Origin of the sequence: Brevibacillus sp. FSL K6-0770 (genome assembly GCF_038000275.1) — a bacterium.
Classification (GTDB): domain Bacteria; phylum Bacillota; class Bacilli; order Brevibacillales; family Brevibacillaceae; genus Brevibacillus; species Brevibacillus parabrevis.
This window is the reverse complement of sequence record NZ_JBBOBQ010000001.1, coordinates 1,310,039-1,331,497: the sequence shown is the minus strand read 5'-3', so window position 1 is coordinate 1,331,497 and position 21,459 is coordinate 1,310,039. Positions and strand designations below refer to the sequence as shown.

The 21,459-nt window shown below is 54.3% G+C and carries 18 protein-coding genes; 8 read left to right on the top strand and 10 right to left on the bottom strand.

The window, feature by feature from the left end; genetic code table 11:
- Positions 1-45: 45 nt before the first annotated feature.
- On the bottom strand, positions 46-3,474 hold the full coding sequence (locus NST23_RS06675) for a DNA polymerase III subunit alpha (protein WP_274875000.1): 3,429 nt from the start codon (positions 3,472-3,474) through the stop codon (positions 46-48).
- 177 nt (positions 3,475-3,651) lie between these two features.
- Here NST23_RS06675 and NST23_RS06670 point away from each other — a divergent pair, with 177 nt between their 5' ends.
- The gene (locus NST23_RS06670) at positions 3,652-3,963 is read left to right on the top strand and encodes a YtpI family protein (protein WP_173596094.1); all 312 of its coding nucleotides are present in this window, start codon (positions 3,652-3,654) and stop codon (positions 3,961-3,963) included.
- Between the two features lie 220 nt (positions 3,964-4,183).
- Positions 4,184-4,510, top strand: coding sequence for a hypothetical protein (locus NST23_RS06665; RefSeq protein ID WP_122962899.1), 327 nt, complete (start codon positions 4,184-4,186; stop codon positions 4,508-4,510).
- A 175-nt stretch (positions 4,511-4,685) separates the two neighbouring features.
- Here the strand turns inward: NST23_RS06665 and NST23_RS06660 are convergent, their stop codons facing one another.
- The 3 genes from NST23_RS06660 to NST23_RS06650 all read right to left on the bottom strand — a co-directional run bounded on the left by NST23_RS06660 (position 4,686) and on the right by NST23_RS06650 (position 8,217).
- Positions 4,686-5,324, bottom strand: coding sequence for a DUF2087 domain-containing protein (locus NST23_RS06660; protein ID WP_122962898.1), 639 nt, complete (start codon positions 5,322-5,324; stop codon positions 4,686-4,688).
- A 210-nt stretch (positions 5,325-5,534) separates the two neighbouring features.
- Positions 5,535-6,845: a DRTGG domain-containing protein gene (locus NST23_RS06655; RefSeq protein WP_063229161.1), complete on the bottom strand. Its 1,311-nt coding sequence runs from the start codon at positions 6,843-6,845 to the stop codon at positions 5,535-5,537.
- A 214-nt stretch (positions 6,846-7,059) separates the two neighbouring features.
- Positions 7,060-8,217, bottom strand: coding sequence for a DUF445 domain-containing protein (locus NST23_RS06650; protein WP_340963370.1), 1,158 nt, complete (start codon positions 8,215-8,217; stop codon positions 7,060-7,062).
- Positions 8,218-8,310: 93 nt separating this feature from the next.
- Between NST23_RS06650 and NST23_RS06645 the strand changes: the two genes are divergently transcribed.
- From NST23_RS06645 to NST23_RS06620, 6 genes are all read left to right on the top strand, one after another.
- Positions 8,311-9,744 carry a YheC/YheD family endospore coat-associated protein gene (locus NST23_RS06645; protein WP_340963366.1) on the top strand — a complete coding sequence of 478 codons (1,434 nt, stop codon included), beginning with the start codon at positions 8,311-8,313 and terminating at the stop codon, positions 9,742-9,744.
- A gap of 5 nt (positions 9,745-9,749) precedes the next feature.
- Positions 9,750-10,841: a YheC/YheD family endospore coat-associated protein gene (locus tag NST23_RS06640; protein ID WP_122962895.1), complete on the top strand. Its 1,092-nt coding sequence runs from the start codon at positions 9,750-9,752 to the stop codon at positions 10,839-10,841.
- 2 nt (positions 10,842-10,843) lie between these two features.
- Positions 10,844-12,220 carry a YheC/YheD family endospore coat-associated protein gene (locus tag NST23_RS06635; RefSeq protein ID WP_122962894.1) on the top strand — a complete coding sequence of 459 codons (1,377 nt, stop codon included), beginning with the start codon at positions 10,844-10,846 and terminating at the stop codon, positions 12,218-12,220.
- 42 nt (positions 12,221-12,262) lie between these two features.
- On the top strand, positions 12,263-13,576 hold the full coding sequence (locus NST23_RS06630) for a YheC/YheD family endospore coat-associated protein (RefSeq protein ID WP_173596093.1): 1,314 nt from the start codon (positions 12,263-12,265) through the stop codon (positions 13,574-13,576).
- Between the two features lie 5 nt (positions 13,577-13,581).
- On the top strand, positions 13,582-14,064 hold the full coding sequence (locus NST23_RS06625) for a GNAT family N-acetyltransferase (RefSeq protein WP_122962892.1): 483 nt from the start codon (positions 13,582-13,584) through the stop codon (positions 14,062-14,064).
- Between the two features lie 105 nt (positions 14,065-14,169).
- Positions 14,170-15,015, top strand: coding sequence for a hypothetical protein (locus NST23_RS06620; protein WP_122962891.1), 846 nt, complete (start codon positions 14,170-14,172; stop codon positions 15,013-15,015).
- A gap of 75 nt (positions 15,016-15,090) precedes the next feature.
- Here NST23_RS06620 and NST23_RS06615 read toward each other — a convergent pair whose 3' ends face one another.
- The 6 genes from NST23_RS06615 to glmS all read right to left on the bottom strand — a co-directional run bounded on the left by NST23_RS06615 (position 15,091) and on the right by glmS (position 21,436).
- Positions 15,091-15,633, bottom strand: coding sequence for a hypothetical protein (locus tag NST23_RS06615; protein WP_340963364.1), 543 nt, complete (start codon positions 15,631-15,633; stop codon positions 15,091-15,093).
- An 82-nt stretch (positions 15,634-15,715) separates the two neighbouring features.
- Positions 15,716-17,395 carry a hypothetical protein gene (locus tag NST23_RS06610; RefSeq protein ID WP_173598442.1) on the bottom strand — a complete coding sequence of 560 codons (1,680 nt, stop codon included), beginning with the start codon at positions 17,393-17,395 and terminating at the stop codon, positions 15,716-15,718.
- A 5-nt stretch (positions 17,396-17,400) separates the two neighbouring features.
- Positions 17,401-18,321: a hypothetical protein gene (locus NST23_RS06605; RefSeq protein WP_274874997.1), complete on the bottom strand. Its 921-nt coding sequence runs from the start codon at positions 18,319-18,321 to the stop codon at positions 17,401-17,403.
- On the bottom strand, positions 18,321-19,343 hold the full coding sequence (gene glmU / locus NST23_RS06600; RefSeq protein WP_340963361.1) for a bifunctional UDP-N-acetylglucosamine diphosphorylase/glucosamine-1-phosphate N-acetyltransferase GlmU: 1,023 nt from the start codon (positions 19,341-19,343) through the stop codon (positions 18,321-18,323). Before glmU ends, NST23_RS06605 begins: the two co-directional genes overlap by 1 nt.
- On the bottom strand, positions 19,340-19,546 hold the full coding sequence (locus NST23_RS06595; RefSeq protein WP_122962886.1) for a hypothetical protein: 207 nt from the start codon (positions 19,544-19,546) through the stop codon (positions 19,340-19,342). Before NST23_RS06595 ends, glmU begins: the two co-directional genes overlap by 4 nt.
- Positions 19,547-19,603: 57 nt before the next feature.
- Positions 19,604-21,436: a glutamine--fructose-6-phosphate transaminase (isomerizing) gene (gene glmS / locus NST23_RS06590; protein WP_309538945.1), complete on the bottom strand. Its 1,833-nt coding sequence runs from the start codon at positions 21,434-21,436 to the stop codon at positions 19,604-19,606.
- Between the last annotated feature and the right edge of the window lie 23 nt (positions 21,437-21,459).

Sequence of the window (21,459 nt, the reverse complement as noted above, 5' to 3'; positions counted from 1 at the left end):
TATCCTGTAAACCTGCCGAAAACGGCGAAAAAGGGAGGACATTCCTCATCCTCCCCAATTTATGGGCAATTCTTTCTGAATTACGCTGTCACGTCCCACAATATCTCGCGCTTGCTCCAAAAATGACTCGTCCACCTCGACCCGAATGTCCTCCGGCAGGCGAATTGTCTGTCTTTTTCCCTCGTAAAACAGAATCACAGGAATCGTTCCTTTTTTTTCGACAAACAGCCGTTGCAAACGTTGCAGTGTCGAATCGTGCTCCTGCTGGGCGGAAATTTTGACAAACAACACCGTCTCGGCAGTCGGCGCTTGCAGTGTCTCGGCATCCCAAAAGCGCGATGCGAGCAGCTTCACCATGTCATCCTGATGGTCCACCCGCGCTTCGGCTACGACCATCCGCTCTTTGCCGAGCAAGTCGCCGTACTTGGCAAACACTTGCGGAAAGACGACCAGCTCCACCTGCGCGGTTTTGTCCTCCAGCACCAAAAACGCCATCGGGTCGCCCTTTTTCGTCTGGATGCGCTTTTCTTCCGCAATCATTCCGAACACTTTCACCGTTTTGTCGCGGGCCAGCTCGCTGAGCGCTGAAACAGCCGTCACTTCGGGGCGGGCAGCCACGTGCGCATACTGGTCGAGCGGATGGCCGGAAATGTACACGCCGATCAGTTCCCGTTCTTCTTTCAGTTGCTGGGCGCGTGACATCGGCGGCACTTCCGGATATTCAGCCGGCTCGCGCAATGGCGCCGCTTGTTCTTCTCCCGCAAACAGGTCGAGCTGATTCGCGTCGCGCTCGATCCGCTTCGCATTCGTCTTGCCGACCGCCTCGTCCAAAAGCAGCAGCAACTGGCTGCGGTGACCAGGCAGCGAATCCAGCGCCCCGCAGAGCGTCAGCGATTCTACGACTCGTCTGTTCACGAGACGCGCATCTACTCTGGCGCAAAAATCGAAAACGTCCCGATACGGACGCACAGCCCGTTCTTTTACAATCGATTCGATCGCTCCATAGCCGACGTTTTTGACGGCAGCAAGCCCGAAGCGAATCGCATCTTGTTCGACTGCAAAGGACGCCGTGCTTTTGTTGACATCCGGCCCCAGCACGCGAAGCCCCAGACGCCGCGCCTCCTCCGTGTACTCGGCGATTCTCGTCTGCGAGCCGATCGACAGCGACAAAAGGGCTGCCATAAAAGCAAGCGGATAGGTCGCTTTCAAATACGCCATCTGGTAGGCGATGACCGCGTAGGCGACAGAGTGCGCTTTATTGAAGCCGTAATCGGCAAAGCGGACGATCAGATCGTACACTTGATGACCAAGCTCTTCGCCGTAGCCTTGACGGACGCAACCAGCCACGAACTTTTCCCGCTGCTCGGCCAACAGCTCGCGTTTTTTCTTTCCGACCGCCCGGCGCAAAATATCTGCCTCACCCAAGCTGAAGCCAGCGAGCGTAGACGAGATTTGCATAATTTGCTCCTGGTAGATCATGAAGCCGTGCGTCTCGCGCAAGATCGGCTCAAGCACCGGATGCGCGTAATGCACAGCGCTCTGGCCGTGCTTGGCGGCGATGTACTGCGGGATAATTTCCATCGGTCCCGGCCGATACAAGGCCAGCACAGCGATAATATCGTCCAGACTGGTCGGCTTCAGGTCGCGGAGCACGTTGCGCATCCCGCCGGACTCCAGCTGGAATACCCCTGTCGTCTCGCCGCGCGACAACATGCGGAACGTATTCGGATCATCCGTCGGAATGCTCTCCAACTCAATCGCAATCCCCTGTTCATGCAGATGACGAAGTGTCTCCTGAATGATCGTCAAGTTGCGCAAGCCGAGAAAATCCATTTTCAACAGACCGACTTCCTCCAGCACCTCCATCGGATACTGCGTCAGTGCCAAGCCTTCGCTGCCCGTCTGCAACGGAACATAGCTGGTCAGCGGCTCCCGCGAGATCACGACGCCCGCCGCATGTGTCGAAGCATGGCGCGGCAAACCTTCCACGCCTTTTGCCGTCTCGATCAAAAGGGCGGCCTGTCTGTTTTCCTGGCACAGCTTGCCGATGTCCGGAATGAGCTTCATGGCACGGTCAATCGTCATGCCGGGAGATTGCGGAATCATTTTCGCTACCCGGTCGACGATCCCGACGGACAGGCCGAGTGCCCGGCCTACGTCGCGCACCGCAGCGCGAGCCGCCATCGTTCCAAACGTAATAATCTGGGCCACGCGGTCGTGACCGTATTTTTTCGCCACGTAATGGATGACTTCGTCGCGCCGCTCCACGGAAAAGTCGATATCGATATCGGGCATCGTCACCCGCTCCGGATTGAGAAACCGTTCAAACAGCAGATTGAAATGAAGCGGGTCTACGTTCGTTATTTTCAATGCGTAGGCGACGAGGCTTCCGGCAGCAGAACCCCGCCCTGGTCCGGTCGGAATCCCGTGCTGATGGGCGTAGCGCATGAAGTCCCAGACGATCAGGAAGTAATCGGTAAAGCCCGTGCCTGTAATGATCGACAGCTCGTGATCGAGACGCGCCTGTATGTCCGGCGTGATTGTCTTGTACCGCTCCCGGCAGCCTTGCTCGCATAGCGAACGCAAATATTGCGTCGAATCCCGGCCCTCCGGCAAGGGAAATTCCGGCAAAATGTGCGCCCCAAACGACAATGTGAGGTTGCATCTGTCCGCGATTTTTCCCGTGTTGGCAAGCGCTTCGGGTACGTAAGAAAAGGCGGCGGCCATTTCTGCTTCGCTTTTCAAATAGTATTGGTCGGTTTCGTAGCGGAAGCGGTTTTCCTCGTCGATGGTCTTGCCCTCTTTGATCGCGAGCAAAATATCGTGCTGGCGATGCTCGTTTTGCTTCACGTAGTGCACATTGTTCGTGACGACCAGCGGGATGCCCGTCTCCTGGCTCAGCTTGACCAGACGGGCATTGAGTCTGCGCTCGCTCTCCAGGCCGTGGTCAGCCAGCTCCAAAAAGTAATTCGCCTCGCCAAAAACGCGAAGGTGCCACAAGGCTGCTTCTTTCGCTGCCTCGGCTTCGCCAGCCAGCAAAAGCTGCGCAACCTCGCCCTGCTGGCAGCCGCTAAGGGCGATCAACCCTTCCGCATGCCGGGCCAGCACTTCTTTGTTCAGGCGGGGAATCATGTAGTTTCCATCCGTATTGGCGATCGTGGCGAGCTTCAACAGATTGCGATAGCCCGCCTCATTTTCGGCAAGCACGATCAAATGGCTCGGGGGAGGCGCATTGCGCACGCGATCTTGCAAGTTTCCTTCGATCACATACAATTCCATCCCGATAATCGGCTTGATCTGGTTTTCTGTACATGCTTTATAAAAAGGGACAGCGCCATACAGATTGGCGTGATCCGTAATCGCCAGCGCAGTCATGCCCAGCTCTTTGGCACGCTCCACCAGCGCATCAATCCGCGCCGCTCCGTCTAGCAGGCTGTACTCCGTATGAACATGCAAATGGACAAAGGAGGTCATCTGGTTCCTTCCTCTCCTGTTTACGACTCGAATCGTGTAGTAGCTTTCTCTCTATCATTATACCGAAAGTAAGAGGATCGTGGGGAAACAAGAACGAACGTTCTTGTTTGAATTTGACCTTTCTTGCTTTGATTTGGTAGGATAATACCAGATTTGTTGGAAAGGATGAAGCCATCTATGTGGTCGGCCTTTTATTTGACCGGCGTTCTCGCTTCACTTGTAGCCAGCGTCTACTTCAGCATCCACGCACGCAGAAGAGGCATCCACCCGCTGGAATCCAGAATGACGCTGGGCAAAATGAACATCGCACTCGGCATTCTCGTATCTTTGTTCGGGCTTAACCAGTTTACGTTTGATACGCTCGATACGATCCGCATCGTGGTCGCGATCATCATGCTGATCGTCGGTGTGCTGAACCTGTACCTGGGAACCCGCAACTTTTTGCACTATCGCAGCGCCTGGCAGGCAGAATTGAAAAAAGGCAGCTGAGAGCTAAAAAAGCATGAGAACAGAGCGATTGTTCCACATGCTTTTTTCTGTATGGGGGCCTATGTGAAGCGAAGCCGAGAACAACAGGCGAGCAGCTTGCTACCAGTTCTGCATCGCTTGTGCTGCTGCTTTTTGCCAGCAACACGTTCCTTCTCACGTCGAATACGCGAGCCCTTCACTAAATGGGAAAATCGTGCGTTTTTGAAAGAGGGTGACCAACGTGAAATTCAATTTTATGTTCAGCCTGTCGCTGATATGTGGTTTGCTTGCTTCTGTTGGAACCATGATTCTTTGGTACTTTTTGCTTTACAACAAACCAACTGTTTCTGTCTTTACTGCACTTTGTTTGTTACTTCCCGCGATATTCGGTTTACTTACCTCGTTCCTTAAACAACCGCTGATCATTATTTCTTTTGTGATTTCCTTACCTTTAAGTCTTTACTTATTGATGACCGGAGATATGTTTACTCTATTTTTTATTGCTTCCATCCTGTATTTCATCTCTGCGGCTCTTAAATGGAAAATATCAAAAGTGAATTGGAATTAAGCGAAGAAGCAGCATGCTGAAATACTTTTCCTGTTTTCCCAATCGTTTGCCATGGCTAAACGCAATTAGTTCTCGCTATAATCAGTTTGTGTGACATTCTATTGTTTCCGACAACCTGAGCGCAGTGCCGACGGTTGTCTTTTTTTATGCTTTTTCAAAAGGAATCATTTTCCTGTTAGCGCAATTCTTCTGCCTTGGCCCACATCTCTTCCGGATTCAGCTCGTAGATGCCCTCTTCGCGATACATATAGTGGTTCATGACAAATTCGCGGCGAATCGTCGCGTAATCGTCGTGAAACTGGCGGATGTAGTCATTGATTTCCTGTTCCTTGTATTTGCGGCCAAACTCCAGCCCCCGCACCATGTATTCGAACACGATCAGCTTTTTCTTGCGCTGGGCCGGAATCTGCTTGAGCTTGCCGTCGGGGGTCAAGAAGCTTTTGATTACGTGCATCTGATCCGCTGCCATCTGGGACCTCCTCTGCTCCTGGATCGTTTTGGTTTCCTCATCTGCAAAAAGGTCTTCCTCCATCGTACCTTTCGCCCGTTCCAACACATTCAAAATCGCCTGGGTTTGCCGCTTCATGTTCGCTTCGTGCAAATAAAAGTAAATCGTGTTTTTGTCACGCCGCTCGTAGACGATTCCTGCATCGCGCAGCTTCGCCATATGGTGTGTAATCGTCGGCGGCGTCACTCCGAGCTTCCCTGCCAGCGCCTGCCCGTGCAGCGGTCCATTTGCCAACATGGCCAAAATCCGCACACGAGTCGGGTCGCCGAGCGCTTTGTAAAAGGTGACGAGTTTATCGAGTTGCAAAAGAGATGCTCCTTTCTTCGGGAAAATGTGCTTTCGGTTCTAATTAGATACTTTTCTAATTAGATGATAGGTTATTTTTGTTTGGTTTGTCAATCAGGAGGGCGGAAAGACGCCACGGTTCGCGAAGCCCTGCACTGCGGCCACTTCCCCAAGCAAAAAACAAAAAAAGAGCAGCCCCCCAAAGAGACTGCCCTCACCAACGATCCACTATTACCGATCAATAATCTGCGCCGTAATCATAGCCTGCCCCACAAGCTGCTCGCCGTGGTAAACCGACACCTCGACCTTACCGAAGCGGCGGCTGATGTCCAAAAGTCGCGGCTGCACCTGTATGTGGCTCTCCATCTGCACCGGCTTCAAAAAGTACACCGTAATATTTTCCGGCACCATGTCGCCGCGGCGATGCTGACGCAGCAAGTTACAGGCCGCTTCGACCATCACTGTCGTCATGATGCCACTGGCGATCGTTCCCAGGTGATTCGTCATCTGCGGCGTGACGTCGCCCAAGTAAATCAGCTCGTCTGCCTGACGCTCCTCGCGGAAATGCGACATGATCAGGTTCGGAAATGTTTCACTCATCTGCGGCTGCTTCGCCGTAAACTGGAGCGCCTTCAACACGTCGTTGCGGCTCAGCACGCCCACCAGCTTGCGATAATTGTCCACGACCGGCAACAGCTCGATCCCTTCCCACACCATCATGTGCGCCGACGAAGCGACAGACACGCGCGGCGAGGTCGTGATCGGATTTTTCGTCATGACCTTGTCGATCGTCGCCGTCTCCTCGTGGCCGATAATATCTTTCGAAGTCACGATCCCGATGAGCCGCATTTGCTCATCGACAACCGGAAAGCGCGTATCCTGATACAGCTCCGTGTACTGGTGCCATTTGGCGACTGTGTCGGACGGCAGCAGCACGGGCGTTTCAGCCAGCGGCTTCAGCACATCCTCGACCATGACGATCTCTTTTTTGATCAAACGGTCGTAGATGGCCCGGTTGATCATCGATGCTACTGTAAAAGAGTCGTAGCTCGACGAAATGATCGGCAAAGCCAAACGATCCGCCAACTGCTTGATTTCCTCACTCGTATCGAAGCCACCCGTGATCAGGACAGCCGCTCCTTGCTGCAAGGCAATTTTGTGCGCCTGATAACGGTTTCCTACAATTAATAGACTGCCCGCGTCGATATAGCGCATCATCGCTTCCAGCTGCATCGCACCGATGACGAATTTGTTCAGCGTCTTGTGCAGCCCTTCCCGTCCGCCAAGCACATGGCCGTCGACGATGTTCACCACTTCCGCGAAAGTCAGCCGCTCTATGTTTTCTTTGTGCTTCTTCTCGATTCTCACTGTGCCGACACGTTCGATCGTACTGACGTATCCTTGTGTTTCCGCTTCCTTGATTGCGCGGTAGGCCGTACCCTCACTCACATCCAGGTCTTTGGCGATCTGCCGCACGGAAATCTTCGAACCGATCGGAAGGCGATCAATATGTTGCAAGATTTGTTCATGTTTCGTTGCCATATTGCTAATCCCCCTTCCTGGTCTCCCACCCGTTCCAATGTACGTGCGCTCCTTCGACCAATATACCCGAAGGCGCGACAAAAAAAAAGGGTAGCTTTTTTCAAGCTACCAACTCAGAAAGTATATCATTAAGGGGGTTTTCATCGTGCTTTTATCTTACCCAAGGAATATTACAGGATTATTACAGAGCCGTTACAGTTTCGTTTCAGTTTTCCTATCCCAGCCAATTCGCCAAAAGTCCCTGAACCAGTCCGATAATCCCGCCAAGAATAAAGCCGAGGACCGTAATCATGCGGAACTCTTTTCCCGAGATGCCGACCACCATTTCTTCGATCCGTTCGATCGGGAAGCCTTCCACCTGTCTCGTAACAATATCGCGAATCGCTAGACGGGAAAAGATTTTCTCGACGTTTGTCTGCAAAGACTCTACCATCCATTTCGCCAGGCGCGGAACGAGATCGTTTGTGACGGTTTGCTGAATCGGCGCGGTCAGGCGCGACATAGGCTGATCCACGAGTTGCAGGCTCTGCGCTTCGATTCTCGCAAAAAGCGCGCGGGACCAGTCGTCGAGCTGATCGTGGCCGAGCCACTCCACCAGTTCCCCGACCGTTTTATCCAGCAGCTTGTCCGCCTCTTTGCGCAAAAACTGTTGCAAGCGCTCAGCCATCTCCGGGCTTTGCAAAAGCTCATCGAGATGCGGAACAATTTTGCCAATGATCTTGTCGTCCCCAAGAAACATGCCGACCAGCCCACCGAACATGCCCCCGCCTCCGCCGAGCATGCCTTTGACCATGCCTTGCAACGTTTGCTGTCCTTGCGGGGAGTACAAATACTCGCGAATCCGGCCCAACATATGGTGACTCGCCGAAGTCACCGCCCCGTCCAGGCGATCTATGCCTGCTTGTGGAAGCAGATCGCGCAGTTTTGTTTCTTCATATTGTGTAAACAGCTGCTGGACAAAAGAATGCCATTTTTGCTGGACAGGGACGCGTACCGCTTCGCTCCATCCTCCGTCCTCGATAAAAAGCTGGGGCACTGCCCGTTGCAGCGTTTGGCGCAACGTACGCTCATCCGCCATCCAGTCCGCAGCCAGGTTGTTCATCCAGCCCGCCAGCGTATTTTCCAGGTCGCCCTGGGCCAGTGCCCGCCTGACGCCTTCTGTCGTAAGCAAATGCTCCTCCACTAATCTGCCCATTTGTATCGCGATGTCGTCCCGCCTTCTCGGGATCAGTCCCGGGGTGAACGGAAGCTTCCAACTGCCGATATACCAAGGCTTGAGCGGTCGAAACAGCATGCGGATGGCGAGTTCGTTCGTGACGCCGCCGATCACAGAGCCTACGCCGATATTCACTAATACTATCCACAAGTTCATAAATACTAACAACCTTTCTTCTCTGCATGGCACCAAACGATTTGGCTACTCATACCATAGACTAACTTTATGCCTGATGGGAAGGGGATAGCCATGTCTTACGTTCCAACCATCGTCGTCGGATACGAGCCAAAGACGGAAGTAGACCTTTACCTGCCCCAGGCGCAAATGCGCAAATGGAATCTTTCTTCGCCCACAGCTACTGTCCAATTCGGAAGCAAAACGGTTCGCGCCCGTATCAGCGGCATTGATCGCAGCAACCAAACGCTTATCCGGCCTGCCTTGGCCCAGTCGCTCCGGCTGCCTACAGGAGGGCCCATGCTTGTGCGCTACAACGCAGATCAGCAAACTCTTGTTGTCGGGCCGTATGTAGGGATTCTCGTATCCTCTTACAATGCCCAATTTCCGCAATCCCCGTTTGGACCATTGTCCCCTTTTTTCAACGAAGTAGCCGATATTTGCCGCAAGCGCGGAGGGATTATCTGCGCATTCCGCCTACAGGACGTCAACTGGGATGCCGGGATCGTGCGCGGTCTTGTTCGCCGGGGCGGAGTGTGGCGCCAAAGAGTCTTGCCCTTGCCCCAATGTATTTACAATCGGCTCGTATCCCGTCAGCGGGAGCGCAGCGAGCAGATGGCCAACTGGTTGCAACGGTGCAAAGACGCCAACATTCCGTTTTTCAACGAACACTTTTTAAACAAGTGGCACGTGCATTCCGCTCTGCAAGATCAGGAGAGTGCTTCCGAACATCTTCCAGCTATGGTTCGCTATCAAAGTCTGGAAGATTTGCGGACGATGCTGTCCGAGCACCGGACGGTTTATGCAAAGCCGGCAAACGGCAGCATGGGTCGAGGGATTATCCGGCTGCGCCGAACGCAGGAGGGATATCAGCTCGCTCGCCCGGGCGGGTTTGGCAAAACATTTTCCAGCATAATGGGCTTGCATCAATATTTGAGCAAACAGACAAAAGGCAAACCTTATTTGCTGCAACAAGGTTTACCATTGATCGGCCTTCACGGACGGCCGACTGATTTTCGTGTATTGGTGCAAAAAAACCGGGCAGGCGAATGGGCCGTTACATCTATGGTTGCCCGTTTGGGATTGAATCGCATCGTTTCCAATATATCCAGAGGCGGCCAGATGATGACGCCCCTCCAGGCTCTGCGTGCCTGTGGGCCTTGGGCCAGTTCGGTTCGCCCATCCCCAGCCACACTAAAAGCTGTGGCGTTGAAGCTGTCTGTCTTGCTCGAAGAGGCGCTGCCCGGCCATTACGCTGAATTTGGTGTCGATCTCGGCGTCGATGTCCGCGGGCAAGTATGGCTATTGGAGGTTAACAGCAAGCCGTCCAAAACGGCCAATACCGTTCCTTTGCCTGAAGGCGTGGAAGAACCGCCCCGCCGCGCCCGGCCTTCCGTCGTACGCATGCTGGAATACGCATCATACATCAGTGGTTTTCCCCGGTCAGCCAAAACTAAAACCAGAACGGCAACAGGAAAACCGAAGAGCAAGAAAAACAGGCGAAGGTGACCCACATGAGAGCAGACGAGCGAAGTCTTGGCATCATGACGCGCTGCCAAGGCTCCCACTTTGTAGACAAAGGCTATTACAAAAAGCTGACGCTTTACGGACGCAAGCACGGGATGCGTGTCTTCGTGTTCTCGCCGCGTCAGGTCAACTTTTCCTCGCGAACCGTAAGAGGCTTCGAGTACCGCAACGGATCATGGCAGCCGAACACTTTCCCGCTCCCCGCCTTGATCTACGATCGGTGCTTCGTTGGCCCATCTTATCGCCACTATAAACCATTTGTGGAAAAGTTGCAAAACGATCGCAACATTACATTTTTGGGGCATGGCCTGTCCGGCAAGTGGCAGGTGCACCAGATGCTGACCCAATCGCCGCAACTGGCTTCCCTGTTGCCGCCGACCGAAATTTTATCGCTCGCCACGGTGAACGACATGCTGCAACAATACGGCGCCGTCGTCATCAAGCCAATGGCGGGAACGCATGGAATCGGCGTCGTGCGCATCAAGGAAACCAAAAGCGGTTACGAGGCCACAGGGCGGAACCGGGAGAACCAGCCGTTCCGCAGACTGATCCGCGACTCCGCCGGATTGAAAACTTTTATCGCCTCGTTCACTTCTGGTCGCAAGTTCCTTGTACAGCCCTATCTGAAGCTGCACACACCGGACGGCACCCCTTTTGATGTGAGGGTGCTCGTGCAAAAAAACGGGCAGGGTGATTGGGAGACAACCGGCAAGGCGGTCCGCTTGGGCGACAAGCGAAGTATCACCTCCAACCTGCACGGAGGCGGTAAAGCACAGCCGCTCTCCGCTTTCCTATCTCGTCATTTCAAGCCTGCCGTCCACTCCAAAATCGAGACGACCATCAATCAGGTGGCAGAAAAATTGCCACGCTTTTTGGAGGAGTGCCACGGCAGACTGGTGGAGCTGGGAATCGATGTCGGGATTGATACATCCGGAAACGTCTGGATTATCGAAGTCAACAGCAGGCCCGGCAGGACTGTCTTTCGCTTGATTGACGACCCGATCGCCAAGCGTCACTCGATTACCCAGCCCGTTCGATACGCCCACTATCTCATGAAAGAGCGCGTAGGAGGTTACTAAGCATGGAAACGTTCAGAATGCGACTCCGCTTCCTTTCCAATCCCCGTGTCAGCGGGATCATCCTGCCGACTAATCTCTTCTCCAAGCTACAGCTGCGCCATCGGCAAAAAATCAAGGTCATGCTGGGCAAAAAGGAAGTCGTCGCAACCGTACTGCAAGACAAGCGGAATCCGGAAGCAAACGTCATCAAGGTGACGACGCTGTTGCAATCCGAGCTTGGCATTCCTCACGGCGGCTTGATCCAGCTCAAGCAAGAAGACTCGGCGCTGCGCATCGGTCCGGCTATCGGGATTGTCACCACAGGAATCCGCAGGGACTCGCGGCAGCCAATCGGCCCGCGCACCTCTTTTTTCTACAAGCTGCTACAAGCTCAGGAAGGAAAAGGCGTCTTTTACTACATCTTCTCCCCGCACGACGTGGACTGGAGCACGAATACCGTCAATGCCTGGTTTTTGCGCAAGGGCAAAACAGGCGGATACTTCTGGAAAAAGATGGTCACAGCCATGCCGGATGTGGTCTACGACCGAATCCCTTCCCGTTCAGCGGAGAAGCATGAAGCTGTCAGGGAGTTCAAATACAAGCTCGCCAGCTACCCGAACATGCCGATGTTCAACCAGGGCTTTTTCAACAAGTGGGGAGTTCACCAATTGCTCTATCCGAACCCGGAAGTCAATGAGCATATCCCGGAAACGTACACCTCCCCGTCCCTCACCACTGTGCGCAATTTGCTGCGCAAGTATCCGATCGTCTATTTGAAGCCGAAAAACGGCAGCCTCGGTTACGGCATCGTGAAGGTCGTCAGACAATCCGGCGGCGGCTATACCGCTTCTTACCACAACGGCAGCGGAAATGTGAAACGGCAGTTTTCCAAGCTGTCCAGTCTGTACCAGCATGTGTTCCGCAGCCGTCGCGTAGGCGGTTATTTGGCGCAGCAAGGCATCCCGCTCAAAACATTCCACGGACGCCCGTTTGATTTCCGCGTCCATTTGCATAAAAACCAGCAAAACGAATGGGTCGTGTCCTGCACGGCCGCCAAAGTAGCCGGTTCCGGCAGCGTGACGACACACGTGCGCACAGGCGGCACCGTCATCCCTGGCGACGAATTGCTGCACCATTTGTACGGAAAACAAAAAGAATTGATGTCCGAGCGGGTCAGCGAAGCATCCATCCGCCTCGCTACCGCGATTGAGCAGGCAAAAGGAATCGACCTTGGCGAACTCGGTCTGGACATGGGAATCGACATCCACGGCCATGTCTGGATGTTCGAAGCCAACTCCAAGCCGGGACGCTCCATCTTCAAGCATTCCAGACTGAGGCAGGCAGACCAGGAATCCCGCAAGCTTCTCGTCGACTACAGTTGTTATTTGGCCAATTTCTAGGCGCATGCAACTAGCACCGTTTTTCAGGAAGGAGGAACACCCATGCTTCAGCAGCGCTCCGGGTGGCTGACCATCCTCCCAAGCGGCAAATGGTTCATACAGCTACCTCGGCAAGCTCTAGGCAAGCGGTCGCAAAAAAAGTTATTCGCAAGCCTCGGCCCCTTTTCTCATCACAAACGGGTGTACACCGGCTTGCCGGCAATGCAGCCAGGGCGTTTTCGAACGAGAATCAACTGGAAAATGATCAACAGCGAGTCACTGAAGCTAGGTCCGCTCATCGGCATTTTGACCGTTGGTGAGGGCACGGCCTTTGTGGGAAATCGCGAAAACTTCAAAGACATCTCACAATCCGGCAAGCGATGGGGCGCACTCGTGTACGTCTTCACTCCCCAAGGTATCAACTGGGAGAAAAAGAAGGTTCGCGGCTATTTGTACAATCAAAAGCAAAACTTGTGGCAAGAAGTCATCCTTCCTTTCCCGCATGTCGTCTACAACCGCATCCCAACCCGCAAAGCCGAGCAGCGGCCCGACGTCAAAAAAGCTTTGGCCCGCATCGACGAACTGCCTAACGTCACCTTGTTCAACCGTTGCTTTTTTGACAAGCAAGAGCTTTTCTCCATGCTGAAAAAACACCCTGAGGTGCAGACCTATTTGCCGGAGACGAAAAAGCTCGATACGCTCGCCCGCTTCAAAGGCTTTTGCAACGAGCATCGCTTTGTGTACCTCAAGCCCGTGCGCGGCAAAGCCGGAGAAGGAATCATGCGCATTGAATACAAAAATGACGGCTGGCGTCTTCAGCGGCTGAAGGAACAAAAGGCCGTCACGCGCCGTTTTTCCAATCTGGACGATTTATGGAAGCATGTGAAGAGCCATGTGCGGCAGCAGCGGTACATCATGCAGCAGGGGATACGCAGGGCACGCTTCAACGGCAAGCCGTTTGACGTTCGGGTGCTGGTGCAAAAAGACGGCAAAGGCGAATGGGGCGTAACCGGGGTCGGCATCCGGCGTTCCGGGTCGCAAAGCATTACTACGCACGTGCCTCGCGGCGGCTCCATCCACTCTTTGTCTTCCGTTCTCCAGTCTTTGTTCAAGGCAGATCCGGAAAAGATGGAAAACTCGATTCACGAGACAGCACTTGCCATCGCCCGCGCTTTGAATGAGGAAATCCCGGATCTGGCGGAAATGTCGATGGACCTCGGCCTGACAGAAGACGGCAGTCTGTGGTTTTTTGAAGCCAATGCCAAACCGGAGAAGTTCGATGAGCCTTCCATCAGGCGATTGTCTTTGTCCAACCTCATCCACTACGCTCAGTACGTGTCGCGATTGCAAAACGGGCGTGAAGCCGCCGCAGGGTAATCGCCATGATAAAATCGTTGAAATACGTACTCCTGCCTCCACAAGCACTGGCCGAATCTCAGGCAACCTTGGTGAGATTTGCCCGTCAGGAAGGGGAGCGGCGCATCACCCAGCACGCAATCGAATGGCTCGCGCGCCTGACCCCCAAGATGCTTTCCAAACAGGAAACCAGTGTCGCTCTTGCCATGAACGGGAAGCACGTAGTCGGACTGTTCGCTGTTTCTCGCTGTGGACTGGGTCATTCCTTCCTGGTTGTAGATAAGCGCTACCGCCATCGCGGAATCGGCAAGGCACTGACGGAACACATCTGTCAGTGTCTGCCCAAACTGTATGTGCGCGTAGGTCTGGATAATGAGGCAAGTCTTTCCTTTTTCCGAACGTTGGGCTTTGAGCCTGTCAAAGCGAGCATCGGGCCAGCGGGCAAACCTACGCTTTGGCTCGCCTATGGCCATTGGACTCTCACCGATTTACAGGAACATGCCGGCTGATGGTCCGGCATGTTTTTTCTTCCTAATGCGAATTCTTTTGCTTCATCGATTCGTGCATGAGTAAAACCACCTTGGTAAAAATACCTCGTGGAGGTGGTCTTACCCATGACCTACACAAACAACCAAAATCAAATGCAATCTGGACAACAACAATTTCTCGGAGCGATGACTCCAGCAGGGGCTATGCTTCAACCAGGGTACGCCGGAACAAACGTTCAGGAAGTACAACACTGGAATCACGGTGGACATGCCCAATCGATCGGGACTCCTACATACGGCATGCCTGCGGGCGGCGGTATCGGCCAAGGACAGTCCATTTTCTCTCCAGGCTTCGCGGGCACCAATGCACAGGAGGTCAGACAGCTGAACCACAGCTATCAGGCTCCGCAAGCACAAGGCTACAACCAGCAACAAGCTTATGGTCAGCAACAGCAAGGCTATGGACAAAACCAGGCATTGCAATCCATCATGCACCAATCGGGAGGCTACATTCCGGCTCAGCCTGCGTACCAGCAATCGTACGGTGCCGGCATCAATTCGATTTTCTCTCCCGGTTTTGCCGGAACAAACGCGCAGGAAGTGCGCCAGCAAAATCAACCGGGATACGCTGGCTACACAGGTCAGCAGCACTATGCTGCACAAACTTCCTATCCTCCTGCGCTGACAGGCAGCATCTTCTCTCCTGGATTCGCGAATACAAACGTTCAGGAAGTGCGTCAGCTCAACCAAGGCGGCTATGCTTCCCCAACCGCGCAAGGCGGATATGGCATGCAGGCAAACTACAACCAGCCGCAGCAATATCAGCAACACCAGCCTTCGATCGGCCTTGGGGCACAATCGATTTTCTCTCCTGGCTTCGCCGGAACCAACGTGCAAGAAGTTCGTCAGTTGAACGCGCCTGGTCAGGCAGCAGCGCCACATACAGGTTCGATCTTCCCGGGATCTTACTAGGACCCCTGACACACATTGGCATCAACGGGCCGCAAGCCTGTCGATCAAAAAAAGCGTGACCGCCCTTAAAGACGGTCACGCTTTTTCACTTGTAGACATGGTGCGCTGTTCCTCGACGGCGGCAAACAGGGCGTGCAACTGTGCCAGGCTCGTCTCGTCGACTGTGAACGTGAAGCGGTCGAACAAATAGGCGTCGCGTTCCACCCCGACACAGGACAAGCCGGAGCTTCCCGCTGCGAATTGGGCGGCTACACATGCCTCTGTCTGCTCCAGTTGCTCGCGGACAGCCACATGCGTTTCCAGTGCGGTCCGAAACGTATCCATCACCTTCGCCAGCCGCTCATCCTGACGGGCCAAGCGGTACAGCGCCAACTCGATTTGCAGCCAGCAAGTCGTGTAAAAATGAAATTCCAAAAACAGAGTCGCAAGAGCGGCACGCAACGGCTGATCGTCACCAGTAGTTTGCATCTGTTCAAAACAGGCGTACGCCTCCTGCTTTTTCTCCTGGATCAGGTCGTAATGGCTGACGGCACCGCGGTAAAACTTGCGAACGACGTTGTACAAAAGCTCAGGCGTGCGAGGCGGAAGACCTCGATGTCTGTTGGAACTGTCACGCATGATCGTTTCCCCTCTCTTCCACCGACCTTCCTCTCTTTCATTGTACAACACTCGCCAGTTCGTGGCGCCGCTTCCCTGCTTTTTACTCTTTCCCGTTTTTCCAGTAATCGTAAGCGTGGATGGCGTGGCCCATGTACGATTCGTACGGCGCAAGCGATTTCGTCACCTGCTTTAGCTGCCGCTCCATCTCGGTCATCCCTTCCTCGTAAAACGAGATGCCGCTCCCTTCGTGACTTTCCTTCGTTTCCACGGCGACGACAATATTTTTCTGGATGCTTTGCGCGTACGCCAGCTGCTGCTCTACCAGTCCGACGATTCGGTCTGCTGAATCGCGAAAAGCCATCAAGGTCGTATGATCCAGCTGCTGAATCATCCAGTGGGAAAACGGCAGATCAGGCTGTCCCGGCACTGGCGTATGATCCAGCCACGCTGCGAGATCGACGCTTGCTTCCAGTTCGCCGTCTCGCTTCGTCTCCTCCACGAACGCTTCAATATTGCCCATCCACTGGCGCAATACCTCGTCCTTGTCTTCCCGCCAGACAGGCATGACATATGGCTCGATATCGAGATGGATGCCGTGAAACTGTTCGTCCTCGCTGACGGAGCGGTTGTACGCCTTCACCCAGTTGACGAGCTTCATGATTTTCCCTTTGCTCTCAGCCAGCGCCCAGATCGGATGACCGCCCATGGCGTGCACTTCGATCCCCGCAGCTTTGGCTTGGCGGACGAAATCACGATAATAGGAAGGCGGCTGTTCCAAATCAAGCCGGACGTACAACAGGTTGACCCCGTTCTGTTTGGCAAAGGCGAGAATTTCCGCTTTTTCTGTGCCGATCAATTCGGCTCGCCATATATAGGTGCCTCTGTAACGCGCTTTCGGAACCGGCTCCAACGGCGCAGCCTCCTTCCAATGCCGATAATCGTGGATCGCCACACCGGAAAAGGAGGGATGATCTCCCAGCTTTTCCGGCAAAAGCGCAAGCTGGCGGTTCATCTCCATCGCACCTTCTTCGGCGAAGGAAGCGTGATCGTCGCTGAGCTTTTTCATGTTGACTGCCACCATCACCCGTTTGCCCAGCTTGTCCGCTTCTCTCAGCTCATCCTCGACCAGCGCAAGGATGCCGTTGTTCCCGGCGAGCGTATCGCGGTACGCCATGATGCACACCGTATCAAACTGCTCGATCATCCACTCGGACACAAAAACATCTTTTTGATCCGGCATGGATATATCGTCGAGCCAAAAAGCGATCGCCGCACTCGCCACAAGGTCGGGCTGCCGTTTCACTTCCCGCGTGAATGCCTGCATGTTCGCTTGCCACTCGCGGAGCACCCGTTCGCGATCGGTGTCCCAAAACGGCAGCAAATACGGCTCGATATCCAGTTGAATGCCGCGGATTCGCTCCTGATCAGTCGCCTCCAGATTGTATGCCTTCACCCACTTGACGATGTTGAGCATTCGCTTTTCGTTGCTGGCAAGCGCCCAGGCGGGATGACCAGCGACAGCGTGAACCTCGATCCCCAGCGCACTTGCTTCGCGAATAAAAGCCTGGTAGTAATCAAACGGCTTGTTCATTTCGATCCGCAAGTAAATCAAATTGATCTCGTTTTCCTGGCAAAAGGCCAGAATTTCCCGTTTCTCGTCTCCAATCATCTCGGATTGCCAAATCCACGTGGCCTTACTCTTTTTTTCCGCTGGGGAAAAGCCGAACAGAAAGCCGAGCGTCAGGCAGAGTGCACTAAGGTAGATGGGCGCGGCTTTCATGTATGTTAGCTACTCCTCTCGTTGGCTTCTATACTTTGCTTCCAGCTTTCGTAGTCGTGAATGGCGCTTCCCGCGAAGGCAGGATTGCCTGACAGCACTTCTTGCAAAATGACCAGCTGGTTTTTCATTTCCGTCGGGCCGTCAGCAAAAAAGCTGACATGTGCGCCTTCCGCCGATTCCATGATGTTGACCCCGACGATGACGGAGCCTTTTTTTCGGGAATTGGCATCGGCGACGATCTTTTTGACAAGCTCCACAATGCCGTTGTTTCCCTCGGCACGATTGCGGTACGCCATGAGCGTGATGCTGTCGAGCCGTTCCACCATCCAGTTGCTCACCTTTTCTTCGCTCCCCGGAACCGACACGGAGTCGATCCAGAACGGCAAGTCCGCGCTGACCGTCAAATCGGTGTCTTTTTTCGTCTCAGCCACCAAGTATGTAACATTTTTCAGCCACTCCCGGACGACTTCTTGCCGGGATTCCTTCCAGTCCGGCAGCAAATACGGCTCGATGTCGACATGGATGCCTGAGAAGCGTTCGTTTGCCTTCGCCTGTTTGTTGTACGCCTTCACCCAGGAGATCAGCTCATCGATACTTTGGCGATTCTTGGTCAGCGCCCAGTTGGGATCGCCGCCAAGCGCCTCCACCAAAATGCCAGCCTGTCCCGCTTTGCGGACGAAGGAGCGGTACGTGTGCGGAGCAACCGCAGTCGGTTCAATGTGCAGGTAAATCAGATTGATCTCATTTTGCCTGGCGAAGTCGATCATTTCGTCGGTCTGTGTCTCGATCTGTTTGGCATCCCATATCCAGGTAGCTGTCGTCAGGGCTTGACGGGTTTGATTTGCGAGTGTGAGCATGAGAATGGAGGCTGCCACGAGCAGCGCAACGCCTGCCCAGAGCGGGCCGTATTTGCGTAGTGCGCGCATCATTTCTGCTCGTAGCTCTGCCCGCTTGTCGCCGCCCCTGCATATGCCAATGCCCTGTCTGTGTGCCTGTTCCCGTCAAACGCCGAAAATGGCGGAACTCTCGTGTAATCCTCGATATTCATGTCTTTTACCTGGGCATGCGGCCCAAACTGGCAGCCTTCCCCGATCCGGGTTTGTCCCAGCAAAACGGTGCCGGGATAGAGCACCGTGTCACGGCCAATCGTCACGGTAGAATCGATATAGGTGGCGTTGGGATCAACCATCGTTACCCCTCTGCGCATGTGGCGCTCGTTGATTCGCTTGCGCATGAGCTGCTCCATGTAGGCGAGCTGCACCCGGTCGTTGACTCCCACGCCTTCTTCCGCGTCCGCTGCCACCGATGCAGCCACCAGCTCGCCTTGCTCCTGCAACAATGCGAGGACGTCCGGCAAGTAATATTCACCTTGGGCGTTCTCGTTGGAAACGTGCGGGAGAGTGGCAAACAGCTTCCGGTTGTCGAAGCAAAAAATTCCCGTGCTGATTTCGTTCACCTTTTTTTGTCCCAGCGTCGCGTCTTTCTCCTCGACGATTTTGCGGACGGCTCCATTCTCATCGCGGATAATTCTCCCGTAGCCTGTCGGGTTGTCCACGACGGCGGTCAGCACGGTCGCCGCAGCCTGTTTGGCCTGATGGCAGTCGAGCAGCTCCTGCAATGTTTCGCTCTGGACGAGAGGCGTATCGCCGTTCAGGACAATCGTTACACCTTCTTGCTCCCCGAGAATGCCGCTGCTCATCCAGAGGGCGTGCGCTGTGCCAAGCTGCTCTTTTTGCAAGGCGTACTGCACGCGGTTGCCCAGCTGCTCTTTCACCGCCTCCGCTCCGTGGCCGACGATCACCACCAGATTTCGCAATGCCAATGGAACAAGCGCATCGACAACATGCTCAATCATCGGCTTTCCGCACAGCGGATGCATCACTTTGTAGAGCGATGAGTTCATTCGGGTGCCTTTTCCTGCTGCAAGCACTACTGCGTGTATGTTCATCCTGTCGCCTCCACTTTGGCCCCTTGACTGGATGCAAGCGGGCCTTGCTGGATTTGTGGTTCCAAATACGGTTTCAATTCATACGTCAATGTGTGGATCATCATGTTCAAATCAACATCTTTCCTCTGTACGCCCAGCTGATAGGCTTGGAGCATGATCGCAAGCAATACTTCCTGATTCAACTCCGGCTTCGAGGTGCTCATTCGCTCGTTCCTCCCAGTCAGTCCCGTATTGTGGTTCTTAACCATGGACGGATCAGCCTACTCAACTGTTACACTTTTGGCCAAATTGCGTGGACGGTCTACATCATTGCCCAAGACGACTGACGTGTAGTAAGCGATGAGCTGTAGCGGAATGACGCTAAGCACAGGGGAGAGCAGCGCATCTGTCTTCGGAATCAGGCACACATCATCCACTGTCCGGTGCAAGTCGAGGTGGTCTTCGTGCGTAATGCCGAGCACGTTGGCGCCGCGCGCTTTTACTTCCGTAATGTTGCTGATCATTTTCTCATGCAGCGCGTCCTGCGTGGACAGCGCGATCACCCGCGTCCCTTCTTCGATCAAGGCCAAGGTGCCATGCTTCAACTCTCCCGCCGCGTACGCCTCGGAGTGGATGTAGGAGATTTCCTTGAGCTTGAGCGAGCCTTCCATGGAAACGGCGAAGTCGATTCCGCGCCCGATGAAAAACAACTGGCGCTCGTCCTTGATCGACTCGGCAAAATGCCGCAACTGCTTGGCATGGGTCAAAATCTCTGCGACTTGCTCTGGCAACTCTTTCAGCTTCCCGAGCAGCGCAGCAATCTCTTGCGGGGCCATCGTCGCTTTTTGTTGCGCCAAATACATTCCCCACAAATAAAAGGCGATCAGCTGGGAAGTGTACGCTTTCGTGGAAGCGACGGCGATTTCCGGCCCGGCATTGGTCGTGATCACATCGTCTGCTTCACGGGCAATCGAGCTGCCGACCACGTTGGTGATGGCGAGGACAGCCGATCCGTTGCGCTTCGCCTCTCGCATGGCAGCGAGCGTATCCGCCGTTTCCCCGGACTGGCTGACGGCAATCGTCAACGTGTTTTTCGCAAACAACGGTCGGCGGTAGCGGAACTCGGAAGCGACATCCACCTCGACCGGGATTTGGGCAAGACTCTCGATGACGTGCTTGCCGATCAAGCCCGCGTGGTAGGCGGTACCGCATGCGACGATGTATATTTTCTCGATTTGCTTGACAGATTGAGACGATAACTGAAGATTAGGAAAAATAACCTTCTGTCCTGTCTCGTCGATCCGCCCTGTCATCGTATTGCGCAGAGCGCGCGGCTGCTCATGGATTTCCTTTTCCATGTAATGGGCGTACCCGTCTTTTTCCGCCTGCTCCTTGTCCCAGTCAATGCGGACGAGTTCGCGCTTGACAGGATCGTCTGTCAAAAGACTCATGACCCGCACAGAATCACTCGTCAGCACAGCCAGATCGCCGTCCTCCAAAACGTACACATCGCGCGTATGCTCCAGAATAGCGGGAATGTCAGAGCCGATAAAATTCTCGTTCTCCCCCACTCCGATGATCAGCGGACTCGCCACGCGTACCGCGACGAGCTTGTCTGGTTCGTATTCCGACATGACTCCGAGAGCAAACGCTCCGCGAATTTTCCCTGCCACTGCGCGTACCGCCGCGACCAGATCGCCAGCGTATTCCCGCGCCAGCAGGTGGGCGATCACTTCCGTGTCTGTTTCCGAGCGAAACGCGACACCCTGCTCGATCAGCTCCTGCTTGATCTCCAGGTAGTTTTCGATAATGCCGTTGTGGACAATCGAAAACTTGTTGGTCGCATCCAAGTGAGGATGTGAATTTTCATCGGAAGGACGCCCGTGCGTAGCCCAGCGCGTGTGCCCGATGCCGATGGAGCCGGATAGCCCGGATTGCTCGGTCTTTTGCACCAGCGCGTCGATTCTTCCTTTCGCCTTGCGCACGGCGATAGACTCTCCATCGCAAATCGCGATGCCAGCCGAGTCATAGCCTCTGTATTCCAGCTTTTTCAGGCCGTTGATCAAAATGGGTTGTGCTTGTCTGTACCCGATGTATCCCATGATTCCGCACATGTTCGTAACTCCTCCTTCTGCTG

Bases quoted from the DNA above. Each gene is read 5' to 3' on its own strand.
- NST23_RS06675 (WP_274875000.1), bottom strand. From the start codon at position 3,474: ATGACCTCCTTTGTCCATTTGCATGTTCATACGGAGTACAGCCTGCTA.
- NST23_RS06670 (WP_173596094.1), top strand. From the start codon at position 3,652: ATGTGGTCGGCCTTTTATTTGACCGGCGTTCTCGCTTCACTTGTAGCC.
- NST23_RS06655 (WP_063229161.1), bottom strand. From the start codon at position 6,845: ATGGCAACGAAACATGAACAAATCTTGCAACATATTGATCGCCTTCCG.
- NST23_RS06650 (WP_340963370.1), bottom strand. From the start codon at position 8,217: ATGAACTTGTGGATAGTATTAGTGAATATCGGCGTAGGCTCTGTGATC.
- NST23_RS06645 (WP_340963366.1), top strand. From the start codon at position 8,311: ATGTCTTACGTTCCAACCATCGTCGTCGGATACGAGCCAAAGACGGAA.
- NST23_RS06640 (WP_122962895.1), top strand. From the start codon at position 9,750: ATGAGAGCAGACGAGCGAAGTCTTGGCATCATGACGCGCTGCCAAGGC.
- NST23_RS06635 (WP_122962894.1), top strand. From the start codon at position 10,844: ATGGAAACGTTCAGAATGCGACTCCGCTTCCTTTCCAATCCCCGTGTC.
- NST23_RS06630 (WP_173596093.1), top strand. From the start codon at position 12,263: ATGCTTCAGCAGCGCTCCGGGTGGCTGACCATCCTCCCAAGCGGCAAA.
- NST23_RS06625 (WP_122962892.1), top strand. From the start codon at position 13,582: ATGATAAAATCGTTGAAATACGTACTCCTGCCTCCACAAGCACTGGCC.
- NST23_RS06620 (WP_122962891.1), top strand. From the start codon at position 14,170: ATGACCTACACAAACAACCAAAATCAAATGCAATCTGGACAACAACAA.
- NST23_RS06615 (WP_340963364.1), bottom strand. From the start codon at position 15,633: ATGCGTGACAGTTCCAACAGACATCGAGGTCTTCCGCCTCGCACGCCT.
- NST23_RS06610 (WP_173598442.1), bottom strand. From the start codon at position 17,395: ATGAAAGCCGCGCCCATCTACCTTAGTGCACTCTGCCTGACGCTCGGC.
- NST23_RS06605 (WP_274874997.1), bottom strand. From the start codon at position 18,321: ATGCGCGCACTACGCAAATACGGCCCGCTCTGGGCAGGCGTTGCGCTG.
- glmU (WP_340963361.1), bottom strand. From the start codon at position 19,343: ATGAACATACACGCAGTAGTGCTTGCAGCAGGAAAAGGCACCCGAATG.
- NST23_RS06595 (WP_122962886.1), bottom strand. From the start codon at position 19,546: ATGAGCACCTCGAAGCCGGAGTTGAATCAGGAAGTATTGCTTGCGATC.
- glmS (WP_309538945.1), bottom strand. From the start codon at position 21,436: ATGTGCGGAATCATGGGATACATCGGGTACAGACAAGCACAACCCATT.